This is a genomic window from Acrocarpospora macrocephala (assembly GCF_009687865.1).
In the GTDB taxonomy this organism is placed as follows: domain Bacteria; phylum Actinomycetota; class Actinomycetes; order Streptosporangiales; family Streptosporangiaceae; genus Acrocarpospora; species Acrocarpospora macrocephala.
On sequence record NZ_BLAE01000034.1, the window covers coordinates 72,740 to 98,665 of the forward strand.

Consider the following 25,926-nt stretch of genomic DNA (forward strand, 5'->3'; position numbering starts at 1 on the left):
GCTACCTGAGGGGGTCAGCCGCAGGACACCGTGAGCGTGCCCAGGTGGGTGAACTCGGCGGTGACCGGGCGGCCCGGTTCCAGCGGGACGGCATCGGTCATCCCGCCGGTGAGGACGATCCAGCCCTCCTCCAGGGCCAGCCCTCGCTCGGCGAGAGCGTTCGCGGCGAGCGCGAGCGCCCGCGCCGGGTGGCCCTGGACGGCCGCTCCCGTCGCGGTGTCCACCACCGCACCCCCCACGCCGAGGATCATGGCCGACGCGGGCTGCCAGTGCGTGTACGTGGTCGACTCCGCGGGCGCGCTGCTGCCCGACGACACGCGGGCGCGGGTGGCCGCGCTGGTCGCCGAACTCGGCCAGGACGCGCAGACCGGACTGCACGGGCACCAGAACCTGTGCCTAGGCGTCGCCAACTCGCTGGTCGCCTACCAGGAAGGCGCCCGGCAGATCGACGGCACGCTGTGCGCGCTCGGCGCGGGCGCGGGCAACTCGCCGACCGAGGTGCTGGCCGCCGTGTTCGCGAAGATGGGGGTACGGACCGGCCTCCACGTGCCCGCGCTGCTCGACGCGGCGGCGGAAGTGGCGCTGCCGTTCATCCCACGACTGCCGTGGGCCGAACGCAACGCGATCGTGCAGGGCTACGCCGGGGTCTACTCGTCGTTCCTGCGCCACGCCGAGCGGGCCGAGGAGCGGTACGGCGTGCCGGCCCACGAGATCCTCCGCGAGGTCGGTGCGGCCGGGTACGTCGGCGGCCAGGAGGACATGATCATCGACATCGCGGTCCGTCTGTCGTCTTACGAGGGCTCCAAGCTGCGGCTCAGCTGATCGATCATCCAGCGGCACCACTCCGCCCGGTGCCGCTCGTAGGTGAGCCCGCACCTGAGGGTGGCCATGTTCCCGAACCCTGGCGTGCCGAATGCAGGCGCCCGTTCCTCCACGGCCACCCAAGCCGACTCGTACTCCGCCAGGCGCTCCTCGTGCTGGCGTAGTGCCGTACGGAACATCTCGATCAGCGTGGCCGGGTCCGCGAGCCAGGCGGCGTAGGTCTTGAGGACCAGTTCGTCGCGCTCGGGCTGCGGCCGGGGAGGCTGGGTGACCCAGTCCCGCAGCGCGCCGAGCCCCTTGGCCGTGATGGAGTACACCTTCTTGTCCTGAGGCCCCGGCCCGGGAGCCGTGGCGTATTCGACCAGATCGGCGGCGAGGAGGCGCTGGAGGTCGGTGTGGATCTGGCTGTAGCTGGCCGTCCAGAAGCGGCCGATCGGGTGGCGCATCCGCCCGGCGATCTCGTATCCGGTGCTGTCGGCCCGTGCGAGCACGGCGAGTATCGCGAATCCCAGCGTGGAAGTCGTCGCAGTCATGGCGTTCACAGCGTATTGACTCGGGGCTCGATCTCCATTCACTATGTCATTTCTGACATAGAGGGGAGTACCGGATGCCACGGAAGCTCGGCCTGATCGCCGTCCTTTTCGCGCTGACCGCCTGCGGGGGCACGGTCAGCAAGGACACTGCGGCGTCCCCCTCCGCCCCGTCGGCATCCCCCACGGCCTCTCCTTCACCGACGGGGCCGAACGTCGGGGGATGCTTCACCGAAGCCGACGGCGGCATCTTCAGCTACGGCGACGGGTACACCGGCGTGATCATGGGAACCGGTCCCGTCGGAGCGGTCGTGTCGTACGAGCGGGGTGGCGACGTCTGCGCCTGGCGGCCCCTTGCCGACCGCCTGAAGGCCGCCGGCTACCGGGTCCTGCTGTACGACCGCAGCGGCGCCGCCGCCTTCGGGGAGGACCTGATCGTGGAGATGGCCGGGCGGCTCAGAAAGGAGGGCGTCAAACGGCTCTTCCTGGTCGGGGGCTCGATCGGCGGCCACATGTCGATCGTCGCCGCGACCCGGCTGAAGAAGCCCGCGGCGGCGGTCGTGAGTCTCTCCGGCTTCGCGCTAGCCGAAGAGGTGGCGCCCCTCGACGTGCCACTGCTGCAGATCACGGCCGAGAACGACCGCTCACCGACCCCGTCGATCGTCGAGGAAGTCGCCCGCGCCGCCGTGGACTCGCCCGATCGACCCGTCGTCATCGTCCGGGGTGAGGGCGCGCACGCCTCAAGGCTGTTCGAGACGGCTCAGAGCCAGATGGTGCTCGACACGATCATGGCCTTCCTCGCCAAGCACGACGGCTGACCCCAGGCGGGCGCGACGTCGGCCAGGCTGTCGTGTTAGTCGGCGCCGCGGCTATGTCGGCGCCGCGCTTTCGCCGGCCAATGAGGCGGATATTGACTACACATTTAACTCCAAGTTAGAATATCATGTCGAATGGTCTGGATGCCTACCCACAGGGTGGATGCGTCGACCTGATCCCTCCTTCCGCCCTCACAGCAGGGAAGGGAGGATGAACTTCTCTAGAGAACTTTGCGCAAGTCGTTGAAAACTTGCAAGACAAAATAGGCCTCCGGCCTGACCGTCACCCAGCTTGTCGAGCGGGTCGGCCCTACCTCGGCACGGGCCACCGCGTGATCTCCGACCGGCCCTGACCTTCTTGTCGACCGGTTTCCGTCGCCGAGGACTGGGTGCCGATGGACCTCGACCCGGACCGCCCGACGTTCGAGGGCTGGCTCGCACGGTTGCAGGCGCGGCTGAGCAGGAAGAACATCCGGGAGAAGGTGGTGGAGATGCGGGCCGCACGCGGGCTCCCGGCCAGCTGACATATGCCGCCCGGCGGGCCTGGAGCCGACCCACGGCAAGCAAATGGTCCATTCCGCGCTTGTAACCACCGCTAATGTCGGGGTGTCGGACCGTGGTACACCGCCCGACTCCGAAAGGTCGCCGCATGAACCGCCCGCTGATCCTGCTCGACATCAGTTATGGCAGCGGACAAGGCCCACGCCTATGGAAGAATCCAACAGTTAGTTGATCTTCCGCATTGACCGGCTGCACCGTTGGCTCCGGCCGGTGGGCAGTCTTCTGTTCACTGGTGAACAGGTCATGATTTCGCGAGTGGGTACGGGGGCGGGGAATGTCAGCGTCTGTTTCTGCGGAGAAGGACGCCGAAGGGCGGCGCGGGGGGTCAGCGCTTATTCCGGGAGGACGTCGGGACAGGATTCGGCTCGCACTGCTGACCTGTGCTTCGGCTGCCGTCTACGCCACCTATTCACTCGTCTCCTTGGCCAGATTCCGAGCGAGTGCCTATGATCTCGTGATTTTCGACCAAGGTATTCGCTCCTACTCCAGGTTCGAAGCCCCGGTGTCGATTATCAAGGGTGTGCACAACGAATTCGGTGTGGACTTCACCCTGCTGGGAGATCATTGGTCTCCTCTCCTGAGTCTGCTTGCTCCCCTGTACTGGATCCACGATGGTCCGGGCACGCTTCTTGTCGCGCAAGCGGTACTTCTGGCCGCGGCGATACCGTTCCTTTGGCTGTATACCTTTCGGGCTCTAGCGGATGGGCGATTGCTCGGCGTCCGGAATGCTCGATTAGTAGCCTATGCTGTTTCGTTCGGATATGCTATCTCCTGGCCGGTTGTTGAGACGGTAGCCTTCGACTTTCATGAGGCGGCATTCGTTCCCTTGCTTGTGGCGATTCTTCTCGAGAGTCACCAGGCAGGGCGGCGATCGCATGTTATTCTGGCGGCGGCCGGCATACTTCTGGTCAAAGAAGACATGGGTTTACTGGTGGCCGGACTGGGTTTCTGCTTTCTCGTGCAGCGGGGGAGCCGCCGACTCGGGGCCGCATTTGTTGTCACGGGAATTCTGGCGGCATACATCGCCACCCAAGTCCTGATTCCCGCCTTCGGCGGAAGGTCGAACTACTACTGGGCCTACTCTGCGCTGGGCGGCGACGCTCAGGAGGCGATCGTCAATGCCGTGCTCCATCCCATTGAGACGATCAAGCTGCTCTGGACCCCTCCGATGAAGATGCAGACGCTTCTGCTCACCTTGGCGCCGGTGCTCCTTCTTCCACTCTTCTCCCCGATCACCATCGCGCTGGTTCCCCTGGTCCTGGAACGAATGTTGTCGAATTCGTTCCCCAACTGGTGGGTCTCCGAATATCATTACACCGCTTTCATCGTGATGATCGTGTTCATCGGTGGCGTGGACGGTGCCTGCCGGATAAGTAGACGGGTCAGCGCCCGCGCCCAGGCCAAGGGAGATGGCTCTGCCGATGACATGGCTGCGAAGTTCATCAATCGGTGGGCCGTGTGTGTCATCGCGGTCGGCGTGGCCATCGTTCCGTTTTCTTCGCTGGGAAAGCTCTTCACCCCCGGCTTCTACTCCATTTCAGAGCGCCAGAAAGCAGCGGCAGAGGCGGTTTCGAGAATCCCCGACGGAGTCCTTGTAGAGGCGAGCAACAATCTCGCTCCCGCCCTATCCAGCCGGACACAGACGCTACTCTGGGATCGAACTCCCCGCAGGGCGCCATGGATATTGGCAGATGCGGGGAAAAAGACCTTCCCATTTCTCTCACTGGATGAGCAGATTTCGCGGGTCAGATTTCTGCTGACCCAGGGATACGAAAAACAATTTGAATCGAACGGTTATCTGGTGCTATTTCGCAGGTAGTCAGCCTTCCTCGGCAGCGCTGCCGAGGAAGGCGTCGATCTCGCTGAGGAAGTGCGGCCAGGCCGGATCCTGCTCCGGCAGGAGATGGTTGGCGCTGTCAAGCGATACCAGACGGCTGCCCGGAATCAGCGCGGCCAGGGTGCGCGACTGCTCGAACAGGCTGTCGGGCTCGCGCCGGGCACACAGAACCAGCGTTGGGGCGGTGACTCGTGGCGCGAGATCCGCCACGTCGATGTCGGCGAACGCGTCCAGGAAACGCCACGCGTTGGCGGCCGAGGTCGAGCGGCGTTGCAGCTCGTCGAAGGCGCGCCACTGCTCCTGGGTGCCCTCGGGCAGGAACCGGGCCACGAAGGTCGCCCGGTAGGTCGGGTCCGGTCGGCCCCACCCGAGCCGGACCAGCTCGACGCGGGCGTCCGCGAGCTGAGCCTCCTCCTGTGTGGTGGCCCTCTTGCGCCGTCCCTGCGCGAACGAGCCGAGCAGCACGAGGTGGCTCACCCGCTCCGGATGGCGCACGGCGTACGCGATCGCGACCGGCCCGCCCTGGGAGATGCCGAGTAGCGGGAAACGCTGCAATCCGGCCGCGTCGACCACGGTCTCCAGGTCTTCGACCCAGTCGTCGAAAGCGAACCGCTCAACGTCCCAGTCGGAGAGTCCACAGCCGCGTTCGTCGTAGCGCAGCAGCTGGAAGCGGCTGGACAACTCGCCGAGCCAGTGCCGCCACACCGGGCTCTCCCAGTCGTAATCGAGGTGGCTGAGCCAGTTCGCCGCCTTCACCAGCGGCGCCCCCGCGCCGGTCAACGCGTACCCGAGACGGGTGCCGTCGCGGGCCGTGCAGAACCGGATCTGCTGGCTGGGCGGCGCGGGGGCGGAGACCGCGGTTCCGGCCGTCGCCCGCTCGATCACGGTCCCGACGAACTGGTATCCCCTGCCGTGGACGGTCCGGATGAGGCGCTGTCCGCGCCCGTCGTCTCCGATGGCCCGCCGCGCCGCCTTGACCCGGCTGGTCAACGCCGACTCGGTGACGAAGCGGTTGCCCCAGACCGCGTCGAGGAGTTCCTCCTTGGAGACGACCCGCTGCCGCAAGCGCAGCAGGACGGCCAGGAGGTCGAACACCTGCGGCTCGACCCGCACCACCTGGCCGTCACGACGCAGTTCGTAACGGTCGAGATCGAGTTCACCACCCGCGAATTCGAAGACCACAAACTTCTCCTCGCGCCACCCGATCTCCAGAATTCCTCCATTCTGCCTCCAAGTACGCCTTTGGCGATTCCCGGACAGTGATGGACCTACCTGCGGAGCTTTGCGGAGAAGGACATCACCATGATCAGCTACACGGCCTATCGGCGAGAGTTCGGCGCCGGCATGCGCGCCATGACACCCTGGCTCGTCGGCGTGGCTCCGTTCGGGCTAGTGATCGGGGTAAGCGCGGCCCAAGCCGACATTCCCGCCCTCGCGGGATGGCTCACCGGCCCGCTGATCTACGCCGGCAGCGCACAGGTCGCCACCATCGAGATGTTGGACGCCGGCGTCGCTCCGCTCACGGTGATCGTTACGGTGCTGGTCATCAACGTGCGCCTGATCCTTTACTCGGCGGCGATGGCCGCCTACTGGCGGGGCACCCCCCTGTGGTGGCGGCTGCTGGCCGGATACCTGCTGATCGACCCCTCGTTCGTCGTCGGGATCGACAGGTACGCCCACGCGCCGGACCGGCGCCGAGCGCACGCCCACTACCTCGGCGGCGCTGTCGTGCTCTGGGTGACCTGGCTCACGGCCATCGCGGTCGGCGTCACGGCAGGCGCGCGGGTCCCCGCCTGGCTCCACCTGGAGTTCCTCATTCCGCTCTATCTCATCGGCCAGATCGTGCCGAAGTCGCGGCAGGCGGTGGTCCGCAGGGCCGTGCTCGTCGCCGGTGCGGTCGCGCTGCTCTGCCTGGGTGCGCCGATGCACCTCGGCGTCGTCGCCGCCATCGTGGCCGGCGTCGCCGCGGGCTCGCTCACCCGGGCGAACTCCGCCCCACCTTCCCAGGATGCTCACCCGTGAACGCCTGGGCCGTCATAGTCGCCGCCGGACTCGGCAGCTACCTCCTGCGCGTGAGCATGATCGGAGCCGCCGATCGTTTCCGGCCGCCCGCGCGGCTGGACGACGCCGCCGGGCTGGTCGCGCCGTCCGCCTTCGCCGCCCTCGCGGTGAGTGACATCGCCGGCGCCGCCCTCGACGGCGGAGCGCTCCAGGCGAGTGCCCCGCTCACCGCCGCCGCCGTGGCGGTGCTCGCGGTGGCCCGCACTGGCTCGGCGTACGCGGGCATGCTCGCCGGGCTCCCCACCTTATGGATCTTGACCGCGTTGACTTCCGCCTGACGTACTTGGAGAGACCATGCGCACCACCGGCCACGCCGGCGGTCGTGCGGCATTGAGGAAGACGCCACGCTGATCGCCGAGCTGCCCATCGGTGAAGTCCTGGAGCACCTGCGAACGGAGTAGAGTCGGCGGGTTATGCGCACGCGAACAATATTCTTTATAGCCGCCGCCTGGCTGACCATTATTGCGGTATTGGGCGTTGTGGTTGTGCTGAGAGGACAGGCCTGGCTGCGTGCACTCCTCGAAAGGCCCGATCCCGCGTGCGTATCACAGCACACCCTGGATATTAAGACGTTGACCGACGTAGTCGTCGTCGAACTTCCCAAAGAGAACGCTGATCCAGTCGATGGCGATGAGGGTTGCATACCTCCTGAGGAGGGCGCTTCCATAGCGATCGAACTCCACGGTTCGTCGATTGAGGCAGCCTTAGCCAACTTCCGGCCCCCAAAGTGGCAGAAGATCCCACCCGAAGAAGCCCAAGCGCAGGCCGAACGAGGAGAGGAAGTGGCAGCAGTGTCGGGTAAGGTGGGCGACCGCATAATGAACGTGTACGCGTTCGCTCCCCCGTCCCAACCTGACCCGGTCCTCGTCGTGGCATGGTTCGCTGATTAAGCCGTTGTCCATAACTTCGTCGCTGCGCGCAGTGCTGGCGCGGCCGATCTCGTACCCGACGGCATGCCCGAGCTGCGTCCATTCACGTGTTTCCTGGTCTCCGCGGGGAATTCCCTGGTGAGCCTTTCTTGATCACATACCGTAGAATATTTCCCATGAATGCCCCTGATACGTTCCGCTACCCTTGGGCTGAGCGTCTCCGTACCGCCTATGCCGGGCCGGACGCTCTACCGTATCCGCCTGATTGGGTGGGCATGGATCCTGCGAGCGAAGCCGAGATCCGTCGGCACGAGGAGCGTCTCGGTCGGCGTCTGCCACCGAGTTACCGGGAGTTTCTCCAGGTGAGCAACGGCTGGGATGAACAGTCCAGCACCAGTCTTCACCTGTTGCCCATAGCCGAGGTCGGCTGGACTCGCGATGTCGACCCGCATCTCGCGAAATGGGGTCCCCCGCCGGGAACCCCGATCCGCGAGATGCCCAGCGATTATTTCTTCGACTATGACGCGCCGCAGGACCCGGATTACTTCGAAGTCGGGGACCACATTCCGCACACGCTGCACATTTCCGAAGACGTCGAGGGCCTCATCTATCTGCTCGATCCGTACGTCGTCACCTCCGGCGGTGAGTGGGAGGCGTGGTTTCTCGACACCACATCCGCGATCGGCGGGAGGCGCTTCCGGTCGTTCTGGCATTTGATGGAGAACACGTTCCGCGGCCACCCGTCCTGACCAGAGATCGGTGCGAGTACGAACAGTTTCACAACCGGCACCGACGCTTCGCGCGTCGCTCAGTCGCCGGTGCGGATGCTCGTCCTTCGTGTCGAGTCGGACAGGCATGATCACCTCCGCACCTGCGGCGGCGAGTCGGGCGGCCATTCCCAGGCCCATTCCGTCGCTGGCGCCGGTGACGATCGCGCGCTTGCCGGTTAGGTCCGGGATGGTGATGTCGATTGCTTGCCGTGGCATTGTTCTGCTCCTTGACCTCCCGATCCCCGGCTCACCAGGCCCCCTTCGACCGGAGAGTGGGATCGGCGGTCCGTGGCTGCCTCCGCCCGCAGGCGGTAGAAACGAAGCAGCACCGCGAGATGACGGGAGTGCCATGATCGATCGCGCCGGGCTGGCGGAGTTCCTCCGAAGTCGTCGGGAGGCGCTGCAACCCGAGGACGTCGGCCTTCCGCGCGGTTTCCGTCGCAGGACCGACGGGCTGCGGCGCGAGGAGGTCGCGTCGCTGTGCCACATGTCGACCGACTATTACTCCCGCCTTGAGCGGCAACGCGGGCCGCAGCCGTCGAGCCAGATGCTCGGTTCGATCGCGCAGGGGCTGCACCTTTCGCTCGACGAGCGGGACCATCTGTTCCGCCTCGCGGGACACAATCCACCCGCCCGCGGCGGAGTCAGCGAGCACATCAGCCCCGGCCTGCTGCGCGTTCTCGACCGCCTGAACGACACTCCTGCGGAGATCGTCACCGAACTCGGCGAGACCCTGCGGCAGACCCCGATGGGCGTCGCGCTCACCGGCGACACGACGCGGTACACCGGACCCGCCCGCAGCACGGGGTACCGGTGGTTCACCGATCCAGCCGCCCGGAAGCTCCACGCGCCCGAGGAACATCCGTTCCTCACCCGGATGTACGCCTCGGGGCTGCGCGAGATCGTCACCCTCCGCGGCCCCGACTCCCGAGCCGCGTACCTCGCCGACCTGCTCCTCGCCCGCAGCGAGGAGTTCCGGCGGGTATGGGACGAGCACGAGATCGGGATACGCCCCCACGAGGTCAAGCACTTCATCCACCCGGAAGTCGGCTCCTTGGAGCTGACGTGCCAGAGACTGGTCGACCCTGGCCAGGCCCACTCGCTGCTCGTCTACACCGCCATCCCTGGCAGCGAGAGCCACGACAAGCTGCACCTGCTGTCTGTCATCGGGACGCAGGCCCTTGGCTGAGGGCTCACACTTGCACAGGACAACGTGGGCGATCTGACAGCATCTGGTCGTCTTACCTCACCTCCGCGCGTCTCTCAGCGTCGCCGAAATGTCGCACCGTTGTTGAGGCTCTGACGGAGCATGTCCGCCCGTGTAGGGACGACGGTGCCCAACGAATGCCGAAAGCAGCGATGAGCGGGTGCGAGGCGGAGGAGTCGAGCGGGACAGGCCGATGGAGCTGAACGAGCGCCACGACTGCCTGCTATGGGATTGCCGGCTTCGGGTCGGGGAGTGACGCGCCGGGCGGCGATCCGGGAGGACCGCGTCAGGCCGTGATGTCGGCCAAGCGGGGAATGACGCGTTCTCCCAGTGTTCAGCGAACGCGACGGGGTCGGACGTCGATGGCACGAGCTGTACGTGGTCGATGCCGATCGCCGCGTAGCGTTCCATTTCTGCCAGAAACGCGTCGGTGTCGGTGAGGGGGTCGGGGCCGCCGAGGATGGTCTCATGAAGTGGATGCCGAGTCGCATGCGTCTCTCCGGTCTCTGCTGATGCGGTGGTGTGGTCTTCCTTCGGATACTCTCCGGCCTCGCCGGAACGGGAACCAGGGAGCGCGAGTCCGTGGATAAGCCAGATCGCCGGCGCGCTTCGGGTAGCGGCCGGCGATCCGTTCCCGGGAGGTCGATCAACCAGCACCAGCTGGCCGCATAGACGCAGTGGATAACCGCAGGCCAGATCCTGCATCCGGGTTTTCGCACCCCACAAGGCTGGGGAACCAGGCCCGCGCCGAAAGGGCCACGGTTTTCCGGGAGGCTCTGAGCCCCACACGGTTCAAACCACCCGGTCCCCGGACATCTCCAGAGGTCATGACGTGGCTCCGGTGAGCTGGGCGTGGAGGCGCTTGCACTCGTGGACGAAGCGGATCGTCCGGCGGCTCTGCGCGTACTCGCCGACGACCGGGATCTCCCCGCGCGCGCCGGTCCAGCGTGCCACGTCGGCGGCGAAGGCGACGAGTTCGGCGTGGGTCACGGTGATGCGCTGCCCCTCGCCCGGCAGCATCCCGGGCAGCAGGGCGCGCAGGATGCGCCACACCTCGTGGTGGCCGCCGGCGTCGGCCAGCTCGGTCAGGGCCGCGATGGCGGGGCGGGTCTCCCGCCAGGTGCGGCGCAGCACCAGCGCGAGCTGGCGGCCGATCGCCTCGGCGGGCAGCTCGCCCCTGGCCGCCATCCGCAAAACCACCGGGATCGTCCCGGTCACGCCGCTCCCCAGCAGGACAGCGATGATCACCGCCGTCGCCTCGCTCATGGGGCCGTCGCAGGCGGCCAGGCGGGACAGTTCCGCCGGGGTCACGCTCGCGTACCAGCGGCTGTGGAGCACGAACGGCAGCATGTTCACGGCCACCACCTCGCGATGCGAGGGCAGCATGGCCGGCCACCCGCCGATCCCACTGCCCAGGCCCTCGCCCGACCAGTCGAACGGCTGCCGCAGCAGCACCTCGTCGATCAGCTCGTCGCCGGTGGGCGTGGCCCGCAGCACCGGCGTCAGGCGGACCTCGGTGAAGTGCTCGGGTTCGCCGTCGCCGAACTCGACCATGGACGCGTTCACCATGTGGGTCCACTGGAGACCGCACTCCGGGTCGGGCATGCCTTCCCCTTCCAGCCATTCCGCGGCCCTCCGCGCCGCCGAGGAATCGATCTTCGCGGCCCGGTCGGCCGCGGCCGGGTGGCTGCCCCGAGGCAGCCGCAGCAGCGCCTGCGTCAGGTCGGCCCGCAGCGGTTCCACGCCTGCGGCGGCGCACGTCTCCAGCCGGTCGACCAGCACGTCGGGGTCGAGGTGGCCGGTCATCCACGTCGGCGTGGCCAGCAGCACCGGCGGCAGCGTGCCGGCGCGCAGGGCCCCGTACAGCTCCGCGTAGCGGTTGACGAGGAAGTCGGTCGGCGGCGAGAGATGGTTCGGGTGCGGGAGCCGGTGCCGCCGCCGCCACTCGTGCAGGGGAGGAAGCGCTCGGGGCTGGAAGGAACGCAGCCGGGGCGGGACGAAGCCGACGGTGACCGCCACCAGCGGCTCGTCCGGGCCGGGCGGGGGCACCGGCAGGCCCTGCCGCATGGCCGCGATCCGGTCGGGGTTCACGCCAAGATCGGCCATGCGCTCGTAGGCGCCATGCAGGGCATGCGACGGCATGGCCGCCACGGAGTCGTCGTAGCGGACACCGGGCTCCACCGGACGGCGATCCGGGACGGCGTCGGCCACGTCCTCATAGTCATCGAACTCGTCGGAGCCCGGGTCCAGTGCCTGGTCGTCGTCGGACGGCTGTCCGTACAGGTAGACCCGGCCGTTGGCGAAGGGGATCCGCCGGCCGGCCTCGACGGCCACGGCCCCGGCCGGGCCGTCGTCGCTGGTCCACGTGATGAAAATGGCCCGGAGCGGGGTGTCGTCGTCGAGGTAGCGGCCGGGGCGCCAGGCACCGCTCACCGTGATCCTCCGCTTCGGCGGCTCCAGCTCGATCTCCTCGCCCCGGAGGACGGGGCGGACCGAGACCGAGTGACTCGCGCCGTCCCAGAACTTCTCCGGGCCGACTGGCGGGATCTCCGGCAGGCTGCCGGGGACGACGAGCTCCTCGGCCAGTACGGCCTGCCATTCGTCGGGGTCGGCGATCTCCTTTCTGTCCCGCGGGTATTCCGTTCGCTGGTCGACGTGCGGCCTCAGCCCGCGGCGCAGGTTCGTACGGTTCTCAGCGACCCCGGCGACGAACGCCGCCATCCAGCGTTCCCATCCGATCCACCGCTCGTGGTAGTTCGGGAAGATCGACGGCTCGGGGAAACGCTCCGGCGCGGGCGCCTCGGGCAGCGGCGGGAACTCCTTGGCCTCGATCAGGTCCTCGACGGGCCTGTCACCGCCGAACTGCGCGGCGAGCCTCACCCCCAGGTCGGCGGGGAGCTGGGGGATCCCGTCGAGGATCGCCTCGGCGTGCTCCGCGAACAGGTCGGCGTGCTTCAGGGTCAGCTCAGCTGCGCGGGTGCGCACGTCGAAGGACTTGTGCGCGTACGCCATGGTCAGCGCGGTCACGAAATCGGCGGCCGCCTCGGGCGTGGCCCGGATCGCCTGGTCGAGCCAGCGCAGGCCCGTGGCGGCGAGCTTGGCCTCGTCCCGGAAGGTGAGCGCGTCGACCGCCTCGACCAGGTCGGCGTGCTCGAGCGGCATCGCCCCGCGCACCTGCCCGGCGGCCAGCTCGGCGACCGTGCCCGGAGCCGACGGCAACAACCGCAGGTAGTCGCGCAAGCGGGGCGCGGACTCCGCGGGCGTGGGGTCGAGAAGCGTGTGCAGCCGGACGAAGAACCGCAGGTCCTGCGCCTCGCCGCCGCGCAGGAAACGGCTCACGCAACCGTCGAGCACCTGCTCCCTGGGCAGCTCGCGGGAGGCGGCGGCCAGCCAGCGGGTTGGCCGGGGCTCCAGCCGCTCGTCACGGAGGGCGCGGCCCGCGCCGTCGGCGTCGAAGACCCGAGGCAGCAGCACGGGGGTCAGCGGGTCATCGGCCACGCTCGGCGCGGCCAGCCAGGCGGCCACCAGCGGGTCGTGGTCGGGCGGCACAGCGCCGGACTCCCGCAGCAGCGCCACGGCCAGCGGCGCGATGCGGTCGGCGGGACGGCGCACCCGCTGGGCCAGCCGGACCGCGACATCACGACGCCACTCCCGGGGGCGGGTGGCCGCCACCCGGCACACCTGGGCGACGTCGGGCTCCTCGGCCCAGCGGCGGTTGACGTCGCGGCTGGTCATCCACGTCACAGCGGCGGCCGGGCCGGTGATGACGCCTACCCCGGTCAGCAGCAGCGCGTCGGCCAGTTCGTCAAGCAGATCGCCGATTTCCCAGGAGGCCATCTCCTCGAAGTCGTCGGGATGGTCGGCGCGCACCCGCTCGGTGCGGGCGCGACGGAGCTCCTTGACGAGGCCGGGCAACCGCCCGCCCAGCTCGGCGCGCTCCTCCTCGGTGAGCGTGACCAGCCGGTCGGCCAGTCGGGTGACCTGATGCCGGGTGATCAGGTCACAGATCTCCGTCCAGAGGGTCATCGGGAGATCTCCACGGCGGCGCGGGCGACGATCCGGGTGGCCAGCACGTGTTTGCACGGCCCACGGGAGACACGATGGTCCCACCACCACTCGCAGGTGCAGGAGCCGTCGGCCAGCGAGACCCGGTCGACAAGGGAGGAGGGCGCGGCGTACGTGTACGCCTGCGTCGCTGAAGTCATGGCCGGGACATTAGATCACCCCACCGACAAACCGGCGCGGCAGATTGATGAGAGGTTTCAGTCGAGGGACAGCCCTACGGCCGGAGTCACCCGGGCGGCCCGGTGATCGACCTGACCGCTCCGATCCAGCGCCGACGGGCTGTCGCAGGGTTGATAAACGAGTACCGGATAGCAGCCTAGGGATCTTGTAAAACACCAGGTTGGAGCCGATGCGCGAGTTTTGGCACGGCACAAAGCTGGATTCATATCGAGCTGCCCTGCGGGCTGGCGGCCCTCGGACCGCGCGCGTTGGACCTCGCTCGAAGTCGGTCAACCCACAGGTCAACGCGGCGTCGGAGAGTAGGGCGGCGCGGGACTTGAGCTCACGACTCACGGATTGTGGATGAGGGTTTCGGGTGGTGAAGTCGGAGGATCACGGGGGTGAGTGCGGTCACGGCGAGGCCGACAAGCGTGACGGCCAGGAGAGCGGTCGGGGGGATGAACCAGCCGCCGAGGCGGCCGAGGGTGACGGTGGTGACGGCCCAGACCGTCTCGGCGAGTAGCGCCGCCAAGGCGTATCCGCGCTGAGGGAAGCGCTGCCGTCCGGCGGTGACGGCGGCGATCGTGCGGCCGGCGGGCAGACAGCGGGCCGCGAGCAGGCTCAGGACGGTATGCCGGGCGAAGTGCCGGTGCCAGGCGGGACGGTCCGGCTGAGTCCGGCGGGGGGCGAGGTGGGCAAACCCGCGGGCGAGCCGTCGGCCGAGCCGGTAGCCGCCGAGGTCGCCGATCCAGGCGCCGAGTGTTCCCGCTGCGATGAGGAAGAGGGGAGCCAGCTCTCCTTGTGCCGTGAGGGCGCCACCGGCGATCATCAGGGCGCCGGTGGGAAGGATCGGGATGAACAGGTCCAGGGCGGCGACCACCCAGACGACCAGATAGATGGCCAGGGGTGCGGCAGGGAGTGCGATGTCCATCATTTTGGTGTTCTTTCGAGGAGACGTACGGCCGCGGCCTGATCGGCGCTTTCCTGGCGGACCTGTCGGGTCTCGCGGCGCGGCCGTCCTGCGCGTTACCAGGCGCCCGGCACCTCACCCGAGGCGACGGCATACGAGTGGGGCGAGGAGTTCATGAAGCCCCGCCCCACGTTCGTGAGTGAGTTACCTGGAGTGAGTGAGAATCGGATGGTCTTGGTCGGGCGCGATGGGGTGGGGCCGGTCGAGCGCGTGTCCTTCGGTGTCGAGGCGCGGCACGATGCGGTCGAGCCACTTCGGCAGCCACCAGGCGGCGTGTCCGAGGAGGGAGAGCATCGCGGGCATGATGACCATGCGGACGATGAACGCGTCCACCATGACGCCGACGACGAGGCCGAAGGCGATGGAAGCGGCGACCGCCATGGGGCTGGAGGCGAACCCGGCGAACACGAACGTCATGATCGCGGCTGCCGCGACGAGGACCGGGGCGGACTTGACGAACCCGGTGATCACGGCATCCTTGGGCGGCAGGCCTTTGCGGTAGGTCTCTTCGATGCGGGAGACGAGGAAGACCTGGTAGTCCATCGCGAGGCCGAAGAGGACGCCGACCAGGATGATGGGCAGCACGCTGAGCATGGGGTCGCCCTGAGGCGCGGGGATGATCGGATCGAGCCATCCCCACTGGAAGACGGCCACGCTGGCGCCGAAGGAGGCGCCGACGGACAGCAGGTAGCCGAGGGTCGCGATCAGGGGCACGAGGATCGACCGGAACATCACGATGAGCAGGATGAACGACAGGCCCACGATGATGATGACGTACTCGATGAGGGCATCGTGGAGCATGGCGTCGTTGTCGATGCCGATCGCGGTCTCGCCCGTGACGTCGAGGCGGATCCCGCCGATGGTGCGGGCGTGGTCTCGGACGTCGGTCACGAGGGTTTCGGTGGTGTCGTCGATGGGGCCGCCGTCGGGGATGACCGTGACGAGCGCCGCGTCGTCCTGCTTGGTCACCGCGCCGGTGCTGACCAGCCGAACGCCGTCGAGTTCGCGCAGTTCCGCCTCGACCGCGGCGATCTTCTGTGCGACGTCCTGGCCGCGGACGAGCACGATGAGGGGGCTCTGCACGCCGCCGAACTTGTCGACGATGAGGTTGTACGCGTGGCGTTGGGTGGAGCCGGGGTCGATGCCGCCGGGAACGTTGGAGGCGGTGCGCATACTGAGCGTGGGGATGGCGATGATGGCGATCACAATGACCGCGCTCAGCAGGGACGTCACCGGCCGCCCGACGACGAGGACGGCCCACTTCCGCAGGAAGGGCGTGCGGCCGGGGCCGGTGGGCGACGTGGCGGCGGGCGCCAGGGTGCGCCGTTCGCGGCGGGGGAGCGCACGCCGGCCCAGGGCACGCAGAAGTACGGGGAGCAGGGTCAGCGCCATGAGCACCGCGATGAGGACGCCGAAGGCGCCGGCGAGACCCATGTCGCGGATGAAGCTGATGCCGACGACGCTGAGGCCGGCGAGCGCGATGATGACGGTGAGGCCGGCGAAGACGACGGCGGTACCCGCGCTGCCGGTCGCGCGGCCGATGGCGTCCTGGACACCGCGTCCCTCGCGGAGTTCGGCGCGGAAGCGGGTCAGGATGAACAGGCTGTAGTCGATGCCGACGGCGAGGCCGAGCATGGTGGCCAGCGTGATGGTCGTGGGCTGGATCGGGTTGATCGCGCCGTAGGCCAGCACCCCGACGGTGCTGAGGCCGACCCCGGTGAAGGCGACGAGCATGTTCGCTCCGGCCGCGACCAGCGACCCGAACGTCAGGAACAGGACGAGGAAGGCGACCCCGACGCCGAGGATCTCTCCGGCGCCGAATTCCGGGACGTCGTCAGCGAAGAGCTCACCGCCGACCTCCGCTCGGAAGCTCGCACCGGCCTCGTGGGCGAAGGCGAGCACGTCATCGTAGACGCGTTCCTGGTTCTCCTCCGTCAGCCCTTCGAAGGACAGAATCGCTACGGCGGTGGTGCCGTCCGCGGAGATGAACGGGTGTGCTCGGTCCAGAGGATCGCTAACGTCGCTGACGTGCGGGATCGATTCGGCCTTCGCCAGGATGCGCGCCAGGCGGGCGGCGGTGTCGGTGTCGGTGACCTTCGCGTTCCCGCGGGTCTGCAGGACCAGTTGCAGCGTCTTGCCCGTCGTGTCGCGGCCGCCGCCCTTGGACGGGAACTTCTCGTGGACGATGTCGAATGCTTCGGATGCCGGGGTGCTGGGCATCGAGACGCTCGCCGTTCCACCGGTGGAGTTCGATGACGTCGCGGTGATCCCGGTGAGGGCCGCGAAGGCGACGAGCCACGCCGCGATGACGATGACGGGATGCCGGGCGCTGAAGCGACCGACCATGGCGAGGAGGTGCGGCATGGTGCTCCTGAGGATGAGGGATAAGGACCTGTTCATCCTCGGAAAGTGCATGCTCTTGTACGTCGTACGTTCGAATCGCTCTTTGTACTGCGTTCGCAGTAGGTGCCTCAGCGCGCGATGCCTGCCCGGTAGGCGAACGCCACCAGTTGTGCGCGGTCGCGGGCGCCGACCTTGGCCATCGCCCGGTTGGCATGGGTCTTGACGGTGTAGGGCGAGATGAACATCGTCGCAGCGATCTGGTCGTTGTCGAGCCCGGACGCGATCGCGCTGACGACGTCGCGCTCCCGTGGCGTGAGCGCGGCGAACCGGTCGGCCATCGCGGCGTCCACGGTGACGGCCGGCTGCTCCGTGACATGTCCGATGAGGGCGGCGGCGGCCGCGGCGGACAGTGCGCCGCCGCCGGCGGCGACCTCGTTGATACCGGCCGTGAGTTCGGCGGGACCGGCCGCTTTGCTCAGGAATCCGTTGGCTCCCGCGCGGAGCGCGGCCAGCACGGTCTCGTCCTCCTCGAACGTGGTCAGGATGACGATCCGCGTCCGTTCGGCCGGATGCGTTTCCCGGATCCGCCGGGTGGCCTCCACGCCGTCCACACCGGGCATGCGGATGTCCATCAGGACGACGTCGACCGGCTGTTCCCGCACGAACCGCACGGCCTCCAGGCCGTCGCCGACGTCCCCGACGACGTCGAAGCCGGGATGCGTGCCCAGGATCGTCCGCAGGCCGATGCGGATCATCTCCTGGTCGTCGACGATGAGGATGCGGGTCATCGAACGTTGCTCCCGTCGGTCATCAGAGTCACGCTCACCTGGAACCGGTCGCCGTCGTCATCGATCACCGTCAGCCGTCCGCCCGCCGAGGAGACCCGTTCGCGCATGCCCAGCAGACCGTAGCCGCTGCCGGCGTGCCGGGTGGTTCCGTCACGCCGCCGCCCGTTGGCGACGTCGATCAGGATGTGCCCGTTCGCGATCGTCACGCTGACCTCGGCGGTGCCGTTGCCGTGGCGGTGCGCGTTCGTCAGAGCTTCTTGCACGATCCGGAAGATGGTCACGCTCACGATCGGATCGATCTCCCTGGGCATTTCGTCGATGGTGGACTTGACGCGCAGCCCGATGCGCTGGAATGAATCGATCAGTTCGGGGAGCCGGGCGAGGTCCGGCGCCGGGTGGAGAGCCCCGTCGTCGTCGGGAGTGCCGCGGCGCAGGACGTACAGGATGCGTTGCGTCTCGGTGAGCACAGACCGCACGGCGGTCCGGGCGGACGCGAGCGCGGCGCGTGCGGGATGGGCTTCGGGAGGCAGGCTGACCTCGGCGATGCCCAGGTGCATGCTGACGACGGCGATCTGGTGACCGACGACGTCATGCAGGTCGCGAGCGATCCGCAGCCGTTCCTCTGCCACCCGCCGGGTGGCCTCGATGTCACGTGTCGCGATGGCGTCGGCTGCGCGTTGCTCCAGGGATCGCCAGTACTGCTGGTGGATGCGGAGCGCGCTGCCGATCGCGCCCGCCGCCATCGCGGTGGCCATGGCCGTGAACGCGGTGATGCTCAGGAAGTCGTAACGTTCGGCGATGACGACCGCCGCGTAGAGGGTGGCACCGGTGACCAGCGTTCCCCGGACGGCAGGCCTGCCCTTCAGGGTGAAGGAGAACAGTGTGAATACGGTGATGCTCCACTCCACCAGCGGAAGCCACCCGGCGGTTGCGGCGATCACACATCCCGCCACCGCGAGGAGGAGGCCCGGCCACGGATGCCACCAAGCGAGGGCGGCACCGGCGACTGTGAGGAGCAGCGAGCCGAGCACCATGGCACCACCGCCGCCGGCCACGACGTGGACGGCCTCGACCACCGCGGCCAGGGCGATGACCACGTACGTTCCGGCGTGCAGAACCTCCGGCTGGCGAAACCAGACGGGGCTTCGCGAGGAGAGGTCGGTCGACTCCGGCAACATACTCACGATTCTGTTACAGGCGACCGGACCGGCTGTCGCCGGGTTGTCGCGGCGCCCGAGACCTCCAGCTTCATCGGCCGGTCGGCGGACTCCCGATATTCACTGGTGCTCGATCCGCTCCGCCCGGACGGCGCTTACGTGAAGGGCTTGGTGCTGAATTTCGAGCACTTGGCCTCGGGAGAAATCGCCTCCGCCGTACCTCATTGACTTCCGCGAGTGGCAAGCCCGTGTCAAGCCGCCCTGGCGATGATCTCCCCGGACACGAGAGAAACGGAGACATCATGAAGACCACCCGAATGCTCGTCGCCGCGGCGACCACGGCTGCCCTGGGCCTCAGCGTCCTCACCGCCTCGCCTGCCGAGGCCGCCGTCACCCGCAGCTTCAGCGAGTCGGCCTCCGAGGGCAGCGCTAGCTGGGGCACGGTCACCTTCAACAGTTACTCGTGGAACGTGGATGCGTACATCTACCGCGACTCGAGCGCCTCGATCAAGCTGGAGGTCTGCGGCTGGCAGTCCCTGAGCAACGGCAGCTGGGGCCTGCTGGGCTGCAAGTCGGCCACCAACAGCGGCTCGATCGGCTCGACCCGGCACGTCACCACCCTCGGCGGATCCGCGAGCTGGGCCAGGGTCAGCATGGTGAGCACGGATCTCTACGTCAACGGCGTGTTCGCCGACGGGGACTGGAACTACGGGTTCTGACCTGGCCGGCCGAACGGCGGCCCGGGCCGCTCCCAGCAGCCCGGGCGCCATCCGACGCCGTTGCGCCGATCACGAGGCGGGAACGACGACCTTGCCGCTGGCGATCTTCCACTCGACCTGCTCCAGGCTGTCTTGACGCCGTCGATCCCGTTACCGGTGGTGGCGAAGTCAATGCAAGTCTCACGAGAGTCCTTCCCCTTCGCCATCCCCGTCTCCGTTCTCACCGGGGCTCGTCGCCGCGTACGGGATGAACGAAACGTCCGGCACCACGGTGACCGACTCGTCCGGGAACGGCAACCACGGCACGGTCAGCGGCACGAGCCAGTCCACCACCGGCAAGTACGGCGGCGCTCTGTCGTTCATCGGACACTGAATCCCAGTGTTGAGCCCCACACGGTTCAAACCACCCGGTTACCCACCCACCCGGACCCCGGACATCTCCATGGTCAGGAGATCAGAGGTCAGGACGACTCCGGTCAGCGACCACACCGGCCACCCGCCCGGGGCCACCCGGTTCACGGCCCGGGTCGATTCCCACCTCACCCATCCGTGCCAGCAGATTCCGCCTAAAAAGCCGGTCCGGCTCAACCGGATCAAAGGCGACGACGACGTCACCGTTCTCCGCGTACACGAAATAATCCACCCCATTGGGATTACTGAGAACGACCACGACAGCCGTGTCGCGGGCCATCCGCGCCAGCGCCGCCTGATCAGGGAATTCTCCTGCGAAAACCTCAAACAGGCCCGTCCACTCACCGAAGTCGCGGGCGAGCATCGTGACAGTGGACTCGTCATCCTCCATCAGCTCATCCAGGGTCATCCGCACGATTCCCGCCGCCCGTACATCCCGGCGCGCCAGCGCCTCATCCACCCCTACACCCCTGATGAAGGTGAATCGCCGACCTCGCCCAGCATCAGGTCATCGACCAGCCACGAGAAATCTGGTAGCGGTCTACTCATCAAATGGCCTCCACCGTGACGATGCAGGTGAGGGTCTGGCCAACCGGACCCGTGTCAGCTAGTTTAGTATTGATCCAGAATGGATAAATAAGCTTGAGAATGCGTTTTCCCGTCCGCCCAGCTGATGCCGGATAACTCAGCCCACCGAGTCTCGGGTGGTGGTGTTCGGGTTTGTCAGTGCCTTTTGGATGTGGTCGAACTGTTCTGGCCACCACACGCCATCGATGTTGCCGTCGGTGTCGAATATAAGAACCTGATTCGTTCAAGCCTTAAGAAGAAGATGGCAGAATTCAGGAGGAATAACTGTTAAGATGGGGGAATTTGAGGAGGCCATACGATCCCTTGCGGATCTGGCCGGAGAAGAGATTGTCGACTTTAGGGACGAGCATCACAGATGGCATCTGTACCAACGGGTGATAAATAGTGAAAGGCCTGATCTTAGGGATGTACTTTACCAGGTAATTGGCCGGGATGAGGATGACGCCCTAGCGCTCACTGTGGTTCTACACGTGCTGGAGCAAGTGCCGGAGGTTGAGCGTCATGCCTGGGTAGACAGGCTGCGGACTAGTAAAAGCCATCAGTATGCGAGCGCCCGATCCTTTGATATCGGGATGCTGGAATCAATTTTGCAAGGCGCTATTTCGGAGAATGCTTGGCAAGCTCTTCAGGAGCGATCGGACTGGCTCCAACTACGGCTTGCTCGGCGGAGTGAGAGCGCCGTCGTTCTCGATGAGTTGGCGAATTCGGGAAGAACGAAGCGGATAAGGAGATTGGCGGCCGAACGCCTTGCCAAACTGGATTCCTAAGCTCTCTATTGTCGCGTGTTTGATCGACTTGCACCGCACCGCCGAAGCCGTCGATCGCGACCTGGGCGACTGCTGGCATCAGGCGCTCAGCCTGGACGGCATAGCCAAAGCCCTCCACGCGATGCAACGCTTCCCTGAGGCGCGCACTCAGTGGGAGCTCGCGCTGGCCGATTTCGACGATCCACGGCGGTGAAGCTCCGCCGGGAGATCGAGGGCACGCTCAGCTACTTCTAGAGGCGCTGAAAGTAGCTGCCCAGGAAATCGGGCCATAAAGATCGTTCTCTCGCACCGCATGCTCTACGTGCGGATCGTCTGCGAAGTGCCGGGACTGCACGCCGGACACCTTTAGGCCCTTGTTGTCGAGGCTCGACGAAGTGCGTGTCAACGACGGCCAATTGTGTGGCTGGCTCACATCTCGTGATGCTCTCTAGGCCGTGGGTCGTTTGGCTCCGCTCTCCCGGCGAGGTCGAGAGCCGCAAGTCCTCGCTGAACGTAGAGCGCCTCTTCATCGAGTAGGTGGCGGTCGCGGGTGGCCCAGTCGGCATGGATGCGGAAGCCGTCGTCCTTGTAACGAGGGAAGACGTGCAGGTGGAAATGAAAGATCTCTTGGAAAGCGGCCGCGCCGTCGGCGAGGAACACGTTGACGCCTTCGCAGCGCAGACCGGACTGTCGAAACGCTTGGCCGATGCGGTGACCTACACGCCAGACGTGAGTGCTGGTCTCCTCATCTAGATCTTCCAGGCCCACAGCGTGCCGACGTGGCACGACGAGAACATGCCCTGGCGTCACAGCGCCGATGTCCATGAAGGCAACCACGCGATCGTCGGAGAAGACCACGCTGGCTTCAGCCTCACCCGCGACGATGGCACAGAAGATGCACTGTTCCTGATCGTGAGCACCCATCCCACGATGATCGCAATCAGATACGAAGAAGCGAAGCGATTTACCCGCCTCACCGCCCCTACACCCTTGAGAAGGTCCGTGGACTCTGCGCCTGCCGACAATGTCATCCGCCCCAGGTCCTGGCCTTGGCCATGGCTTCGCCTGACATACGTGATCTCCGGCCGTCAGGGAGGGGCGGGTGTGCGGCATGATGTTCGGCCGTGCTCTTTCGCCTGGCTTATCTCGCCGTCACTGCATGGCGGCCAGGAACAGCACCACCAGGAAGCCCCAGTAGTGCCAGTTGTCGACGAAGGCGACGCTGTAGAGCGACAGGTTCGAGTCGCCGAAGAAGAAGACGTCGTTGAGGAAGGTGATGCCCAGCTTGTCGAGCTGGGCGGCGATCCCGGTCGCGGGGTCGAGCAGGCTCTTCCAGATCTGCGCGTTGACGACGCTCGCGATCACGTACGGGATGAAGAACACCACCCGGAACAGCGCCGCGCCTCTTTTGATGCGCGACAGCATGAACGCGCCGACCAATCCCATAATCGTCGGTACGGAGAGGAAGATCGCCAGCCAGATGAAGTTGTGGCCGAGGGCGTTCCAGAAGGTCGCGTCCTCCACCAGCCTTTTCGCGTTCTCCAGGCCGGTGAACTCGGGGAAGCTGAAGCCGTTCCAGTCGGTCCAGGCGTAGTAGAAGCTGCTCGCCGCCGGGCCGGCGATGACCAGCAGGTTGAGGGCGAGAGCGGGGAGGGCGAAGGCGATGGCCACCAGCCGCCGGCCGCGCCTGCGTCGGCGACGCTCAGCTTCGAGCGTGATGGTCGTCACCTCTCAGCCACCCTCCGGGGGGAGCGATGCCACATCGCCAGCTCCCTTCTTCGTCGGATTTCAGCCGTATTACGCCGTATGCACTCTTCATGCCGTGGAGTACGAATCAGGAGTGCAAAAGGTTACGGTGCTGTATCGGCGAGTTTTCTTTGTGTGGAGCAACGTACGTAGCCCGGCAGCCTCAGAACCATGCAGTATCTCGCTGGGTTCCTTCGATCTATTACACGCGCGAGGCAGGGGTTTCCCGTTATGGGGATGGGGGTCCTCGGCCCGCTGACCCTCATGGCCAACGATGGCGCGATTCCTCTGCGATCGGCCAAGCAGCGATTACTCCTGGCCGGGCTGGATTCCGTGCTCACCCTCCGTACGGGCGAGTGATGATCTCCAGGTTGTGGCCGTTGGGGTCGGACCAGTACAGGCCGCGACCGCCGTCGTTGGTGTTGATCTGACCCGGCCGCTGGTGGAACGGGTCGGCCCAGAAGGTGAGTCCGCGGTCCTTGATCCGGCCCCAGATCTGGTCGAACTCTTCCTCGGTGACCAGGAAGGCATAGTGCTGGGGATGCACGGGACCGTCGGTCCCGGCGACGTCGAGGGACACCTCGTTGCTGAGGTCGACGACGAGGAACGGTCCGAAGGCCGTTGCGGGCGGCAGACCGAGAATTTCCACCATAAACGCGGCGGTCTCCTCGCGGTCACGTGCTGCCACGATCGTGTGGTTCAACCGCACTGACATGTCGATCTCCTTCCCAGAAGGTCCCGACCGCAGGGGATACGACAGGGGCCGCGATGTCTTTCGCCTCCTCATCTCCATGGTAGGCGCGGCCGTCAGGCCGGGTGGGTACTAGCCGGAGCAGCGGCGCATGGACCAGATTTGGGCCGAGCGTTCGATTTCGGCGGCGGCGGACCAGCTGGTCTCCGGTGGGCTGGTCACGAGCCGGAATAGGTCGAGTGGTCGCGCGGGTTAGGGCGGTGTCGGCGGGTACGGCAGCCGCCAGTTCCAGCGCGGCATCGTCGATTTCGGCGTCCGGCACCGCCATCCAGGCCAGGCCGCGGGCGACCGCGTCCTCGCCGCCCTCCTGGGTTCCAGCGGAGTCCGCATCGGCTGGTCCTGGACCGCCCAAGGGCTGCAGGTGGTACTGGTCGGCGACAATGGGTCGGTCAACTATCTCTGGCGGTTCCTCTGAGCCCTCCCGACACCACCGCGACGAGCCGGTCCAGCGTGGCGGGATCGGACAGGTCGGCCGACAGGCACCCGGCCATGAGGGCCTTGACGTCGGGATAGGTGATGTCGGGCCGGACCTCGCCCGACTCCTGGGCCGAGGCGAGCAGGGCGTTCAGCCGGGCGGTCACGTCGTATCCGGCCTGGGCGGCGGCGGCTTCCACGTCGAAGCCGGCTCCGCCCAGCGCCTCCGCCAGGCCCCGGTTGGCGGCGGCCTCGCGGACGAGGGTGGCGAAGAAGGTGAAGAACGCGCCGGGGCTGCCGGTCAGGGCGTCGGCCTGCTCGCTGAGCTCCTTCATGCGTTCGAGGAGGACAGCCGCGAACAGGTCCTCCTTGGTGGGGAAATGGCGGCTGACGGTGCCGGTGCCGACGCCGGCCCGGCGGGCGATCTCGTGCACGGGCACGGACAGGCCTTCCGAGGCGAAGATCTCCGCCGCCACGGCCAGCACCCTGGCCCGGTTGCGCTGGGCGTCCGCGCGCATGGCACCCCCTCGTTGATAAGCGGGATGGCTGTCCCGTATAGTCGAAACGGGACGATCATCCCGATTCTAGGGGGACACCATCATGCGCTGGACCACCTCGAACATCCCCGACCAGACCGGCCGCACGGCCGTGGTGACGGGGGCCAACACCGGGCTCGGCTACGAGACGGCCCGGCTGCTCACAGAGAAGGGCGCGACCGTGATCCTGGCCTGCCGCGACCTGGCCAAAGCCCGGCGGGCGGCCTCGCGGCTCGGCTCCCCGAGGGCGCGCACGCTGCACCTGGACCTGGCCTCGCCCGGCTCGATCAGGTCGGCGGCCAGGGAACTCGAAGGGGAGCGCGTCGATCTGCTCATCAACAACGCGGGCGGCATCCGGCCCCGGCACGCGGTGACCGGGGAAGGGTTTGAGCTGACGTTCGCGACCAACCATCTGGGCACGTTCGCGTTCACCGGGCTGATGCTGGAGCGGCTGCTGGCCGTCCCGGGGTCGCGGGTGGTGACGGTCAGTAGCATCGGCCACCGGCGCGGCACCATGAACTTCGAGGACCTCCACTTCGAGCGCGGGTACGACTATCAGAAGGCCTACTTCCAGTCGAAGCTCGCCAACCTGCTGTTCAGTTACGAACTGCACCGGCGGCTGACCGAGGCGGAAGCCGCGACGATCTCGGTGGCGGCCCATCCGGGAAACGCGCGCACCGAGTTCGGCCGGGACATGTCGCCGTTCGTCCGGCTCATGATGCGACCAGTCATGCGGCCGCTCACGTGGTGGCTGATGCACGACCCGGAGGTGGGGGCGCTGGCGGCGGTACGGGCGGCGGTCGATCCTTCGGTACGCGGCGGCGAGTTCTACGGCCCTCCGGGGCGGAGCCAGTTCACCGGGCATCCCGAGCGCATCGAGTCGAGCCTGGCGTCCTACGACGCCGACGCGCAGCGGCGGCTGTGGGCGGAGTCGGAGCGCCTGACCGGAGTCGTGTTCAGCTCGATTCCCGCACGACCAGCTCCGTCGGCAGGATGACCGACTCGGTCGCGACGTCTGCGCCTGCCGATAATTCCATCCGCCCAGGTCTTGGCCCTGTTGT

The 25,926-nt window shown here is 67.1% G+C and carries 28 protein-coding genes; 13 read left to right on the forward strand and 15 right to left on the reverse strand.

Annotated elements, in window-relative coordinates; translation table 11 throughout:
- Positions 1-14: 14 nt before the first annotated feature.
- Positions 15-239: a hypothetical protein gene (locus Amac_RS27825; protein ID WP_218041316.1), complete on the reverse strand. Its 225-nt coding sequence runs from the start codon at positions 237-239 to the stop codon at positions 15-17.
- Between the two features lie 10 nt (positions 240-249).
- On the opposite strand from Amac_RS27825, the gene Amac_RS27830 reads away from it, so the two are divergent.
- Positions 250-822: a 4-hydroxy-2-oxovalerate aldolase family protein gene (locus Amac_RS27830; RefSeq protein WP_155357368.1), complete on the forward strand. Its 573-nt coding sequence runs from the start codon at positions 250-252 to the stop codon at positions 820-822.
- On the opposite strand, the gene Amac_RS27835 is transcribed toward Amac_RS27830, so the two are convergent.
- Positions 792-1,355, reverse strand: coding sequence for a PadR family transcriptional regulator (locus Amac_RS27835; RefSeq protein WP_155357369.1), 564 nt, complete (start codon positions 1,353-1,355; stop codon positions 792-794). The two genes, Amac_RS27830 and Amac_RS27835, sit on opposite strands and share 31 nt — an antisense overlap.
- Positions 1,356-1,429: 74 nt before the next feature.
- On the opposite strand from Amac_RS27835, the gene Amac_RS27840 reads away from it, so the two are divergent.
- The 3 genes from Amac_RS27840 to Amac_RS27845 all read left to right on the forward strand — a co-directional run bounded on the left by Amac_RS27840 (position 1,430) and on the right by Amac_RS27845 (position 4,547).
- Positions 1,430-2,170 carry an alpha/beta hydrolase gene (locus Amac_RS27840; protein WP_155357370.1) on the forward strand — a complete coding sequence of 247 codons (741 nt, stop codon included), beginning with the start codon at positions 1,430-1,432 and terminating at the stop codon, positions 2,168-2,170.
- A 392-nt stretch (positions 2,171-2,562) separates the two neighbouring features.
- On the forward strand, positions 2,563-2,691 hold the full coding sequence (locus Amac_RS57430; protein ID WP_281356348.1) for a hypothetical protein: 129 nt from the start codon (positions 2,563-2,565) through the stop codon (positions 2,689-2,691).
- A gap of 311 nt (positions 2,692-3,002) precedes the next feature.
- The gene (locus Amac_RS27845) at positions 3,003-4,547 is read left to right on the forward strand and encodes a DUF2079 domain-containing protein (RefSeq protein ID WP_155357371.1); all 1,545 of its coding nucleotides are present in this window, start codon (positions 3,003-3,005) and stop codon (positions 4,545-4,547) included.
- Here Amac_RS27845 and Amac_RS27850 read toward each other — a convergent pair whose 3' ends face one another.
- Positions 4,548-5,747 (reverse strand): alpha/beta hydrolase, encoded by a 1,200-nt coding sequence (locus tag Amac_RS27850; protein ID WP_155357372.1) that lies wholly within the window; start codon positions 5,745-5,747, stop codon positions 4,548-4,550.
- Between the two features lie 120 nt (positions 5,748-5,867).
- Between Amac_RS27850 and Amac_RS27855 the strand changes: the two genes are divergently transcribed.
- The 5 genes from Amac_RS27855 (at position 5,868) to Amac_RS27880 (ending at position 9,454) form a co-directional block, all read left to right on the forward strand.
- A complete protein-coding gene (locus Amac_RS27855) occupies positions 5,868-6,587 on the forward strand; it encodes an AzlC family ABC transporter permease (RefSeq protein ID WP_155357373.1) in 720 nt (239 codons plus the stop codon).
- The gene (locus Amac_RS53850) at positions 6,584-6,904 is read left to right on the forward strand and encodes an AzlD domain-containing protein (protein WP_170322687.1); all 321 of its coding nucleotides are present in this window, start codon (positions 6,584-6,586) and stop codon (positions 6,902-6,904) included. Before Amac_RS27855 ends, Amac_RS53850 begins: the two co-directional genes overlap by 4 nt.
- A gap of 135 nt (positions 6,905-7,039) precedes the next feature.
- On the forward strand, positions 7,040-7,516 hold the full coding sequence (locus tag Amac_RS27865; RefSeq protein ID WP_155357374.1) for a hypothetical protein: 477 nt from the start codon (positions 7,040-7,042) through the stop codon (positions 7,514-7,516).
- 155 nt (positions 7,517-7,671) lie between these two features.
- Positions 7,672-8,244, forward strand: coding sequence for an SMI1/KNR4 family protein (locus Amac_RS27870; protein WP_155357375.1), 573 nt, complete (start codon positions 7,672-7,674; stop codon positions 8,242-8,244).
- A 370-nt stretch (positions 8,245-8,614) separates the two neighbouring features.
- A complete protein-coding gene (locus tag Amac_RS27880) occupies positions 8,615-9,454 on the forward strand; it encodes a helix-turn-helix transcriptional regulator (RefSeq protein ID WP_155357376.1) in 840 nt (279 codons plus the stop codon).
- Between the two features lie 843 nt (positions 9,455-10,297).
- Here the strand turns inward: Amac_RS27880 and Amac_RS27885 are convergent.
- The 6 genes from Amac_RS27885 to Amac_RS27910 all read right to left on the reverse strand — a co-directional run bounded on the left by Amac_RS27885 (position 10,298) and on the right by Amac_RS27910 (position 18,975).
- Positions 10,298-13,498, reverse strand: coding sequence for a hypothetical protein (locus tag Amac_RS27885; protein ID WP_155357377.1), 3,201 nt, complete (start codon positions 13,496-13,498; stop codon positions 10,298-10,300).
- Positions 13,495-13,677: an SWIM zinc finger family protein gene (locus tag Amac_RS56470; RefSeq protein ID WP_246268742.1), complete on the reverse strand. Its 183-nt coding sequence runs from the start codon at positions 13,675-13,677 to the stop codon at positions 13,495-13,497. The genes Amac_RS27885 and Amac_RS56470 overlap by 4 nt, the downstream gene beginning before the upstream one ends.
- A gap of 362 nt (positions 13,678-14,039) precedes the next feature.
- Positions 14,040-14,630: a DedA family protein gene (locus Amac_RS27895; protein WP_155357378.1), complete on the reverse strand. Its 591-nt coding sequence runs from the start codon at positions 14,628-14,630 to the stop codon at positions 14,040-14,042.
- A gap of 180 nt (positions 14,631-14,810) precedes the next feature.
- Entirely contained in the window at positions 14,811-17,030 is a 2,220-nt protein-coding gene (locus tag Amac_RS27900; RefSeq protein WP_155357379.1) for an MMPL family transporter, read from the reverse strand.
- Between the two features lie 107 nt (positions 17,031-17,137).
- Entirely contained in the window at positions 17,138-17,797 is a 660-nt protein-coding gene (locus tag Amac_RS27905; protein ID WP_155357380.1) for a response regulator transcription factor, read from the reverse strand.
- On the reverse strand, positions 17,794-18,975 hold the full coding sequence (locus Amac_RS27910) for a sensor histidine kinase (RefSeq protein WP_155357381.1): 1,182 nt from the start codon (positions 18,973-18,975) through the stop codon (positions 17,794-17,796). The genes Amac_RS27905 and Amac_RS27910 overlap by 4 nt, the downstream gene beginning before the upstream one ends.
- A gap of 281 nt (positions 18,976-19,256) precedes the next feature.
- Between Amac_RS27910 and Amac_RS27915 the strand changes: the two genes are divergently transcribed.
- Complete coding sequence (locus tag Amac_RS27915) at positions 19,257-19,673, forward strand: hypothetical protein (protein ID WP_155357382.1); 417 nt, start codon at positions 19,257-19,259, stop codon at positions 19,671-19,673.
- 180 nt (positions 19,674-19,853) lie between these two features.
- Here Amac_RS27915 and Amac_RS27920 read toward each other — a convergent pair whose 3' ends face one another.
- Positions 19,854-20,036, reverse strand: a complete 183-nt coding sequence (locus Amac_RS27920; RefSeq protein ID WP_155357383.1) for a hypothetical protein — start codon at positions 20,034-20,036, stop codon at positions 19,854-19,856.
- Positions 20,037-20,127: 91 nt separating this feature from the next.
- Positions 20,128-20,544, reverse strand: a complete 417-nt coding sequence (locus Amac_RS27925; RefSeq protein ID WP_155357384.1) for a DUF6461 domain-containing protein — start codon at positions 20,542-20,544, stop codon at positions 20,128-20,130.
- 914 nt (positions 20,545-21,458) lie between these two features.
- On the opposite strand from Amac_RS27925, the gene Amac_RS27930 reads away from it, so the two are divergent.
- A complete protein-coding gene (locus tag Amac_RS27930) occupies positions 21,459-21,632 on the forward strand; it encodes a hypothetical protein (RefSeq protein WP_155357385.1) in 174 nt (57 codons plus the stop codon).
- A gap of 215 nt (positions 21,633-21,847) precedes the next feature.
- On the opposite strand, the gene Amac_RS27935 is transcribed toward Amac_RS27930, so the two are convergent.
- Positions 21,848-22,342, reverse strand: coding sequence for an HIT family protein (locus tag Amac_RS27935; RefSeq protein ID WP_155357386.1), 495 nt, complete (start codon positions 22,340-22,342; stop codon positions 21,848-21,850).
- Positions 22,343-22,570: 228 nt separating this feature from the next.
- Positions 22,571-23,146, reverse strand: a complete 576-nt coding sequence (locus Amac_RS27940; RefSeq protein ID WP_155357387.1) for a carbohydrate ABC transporter permease — start codon at positions 23,144-23,146, stop codon at positions 22,571-22,573.
- 255 nt (positions 23,147-23,401) lie between these two features.
- On the opposite strand from Amac_RS27940, the gene Amac_RS57435 reads away from it, so the two are divergent.
- Complete coding sequence (locus Amac_RS57435; protein WP_281356349.1) at positions 23,402-23,524, forward strand: hypothetical protein; 123 nt, start codon at positions 23,402-23,404, stop codon at positions 23,522-23,524.
- On the opposite strand, the gene Amac_RS27945 is transcribed toward Amac_RS57435, so the two are convergent.
- Both Amac_RS27945 and Amac_RS27950 read right to left on the reverse strand, forming a co-directional pair.
- Entirely contained in the window at positions 23,502-23,879 is a 378-nt protein-coding gene (locus tag Amac_RS27945) for a VOC family protein (protein WP_155357388.1), read from the reverse strand. The two genes, Amac_RS57435 and Amac_RS27945, sit on opposite strands and share 23 nt — an antisense overlap.
- 425 nt (positions 23,880-24,304) lie before the next feature.
- Positions 24,305-24,847 carry a TetR/AcrR family transcriptional regulator gene (locus tag Amac_RS27950; RefSeq protein ID WP_155357389.1) on the reverse strand — a complete coding sequence of 181 codons (543 nt, stop codon included), beginning with the start codon at positions 24,845-24,847 and terminating at the stop codon, positions 24,305-24,307.
- Between the two features lie 82 nt (positions 24,848-24,929).
- Between Amac_RS27950 and Amac_RS27955 the strand changes: the two genes are divergently transcribed.
- Positions 24,930-25,862: an oxidoreductase gene (locus Amac_RS27955; RefSeq protein WP_155357390.1), complete on the forward strand. Its 933-nt coding sequence runs from the start codon at positions 24,930-24,932 to the stop codon at positions 25,860-25,862.
- The last annotated feature ends 64 nt before the right edge of the window (positions 25,863-25,926 follow it).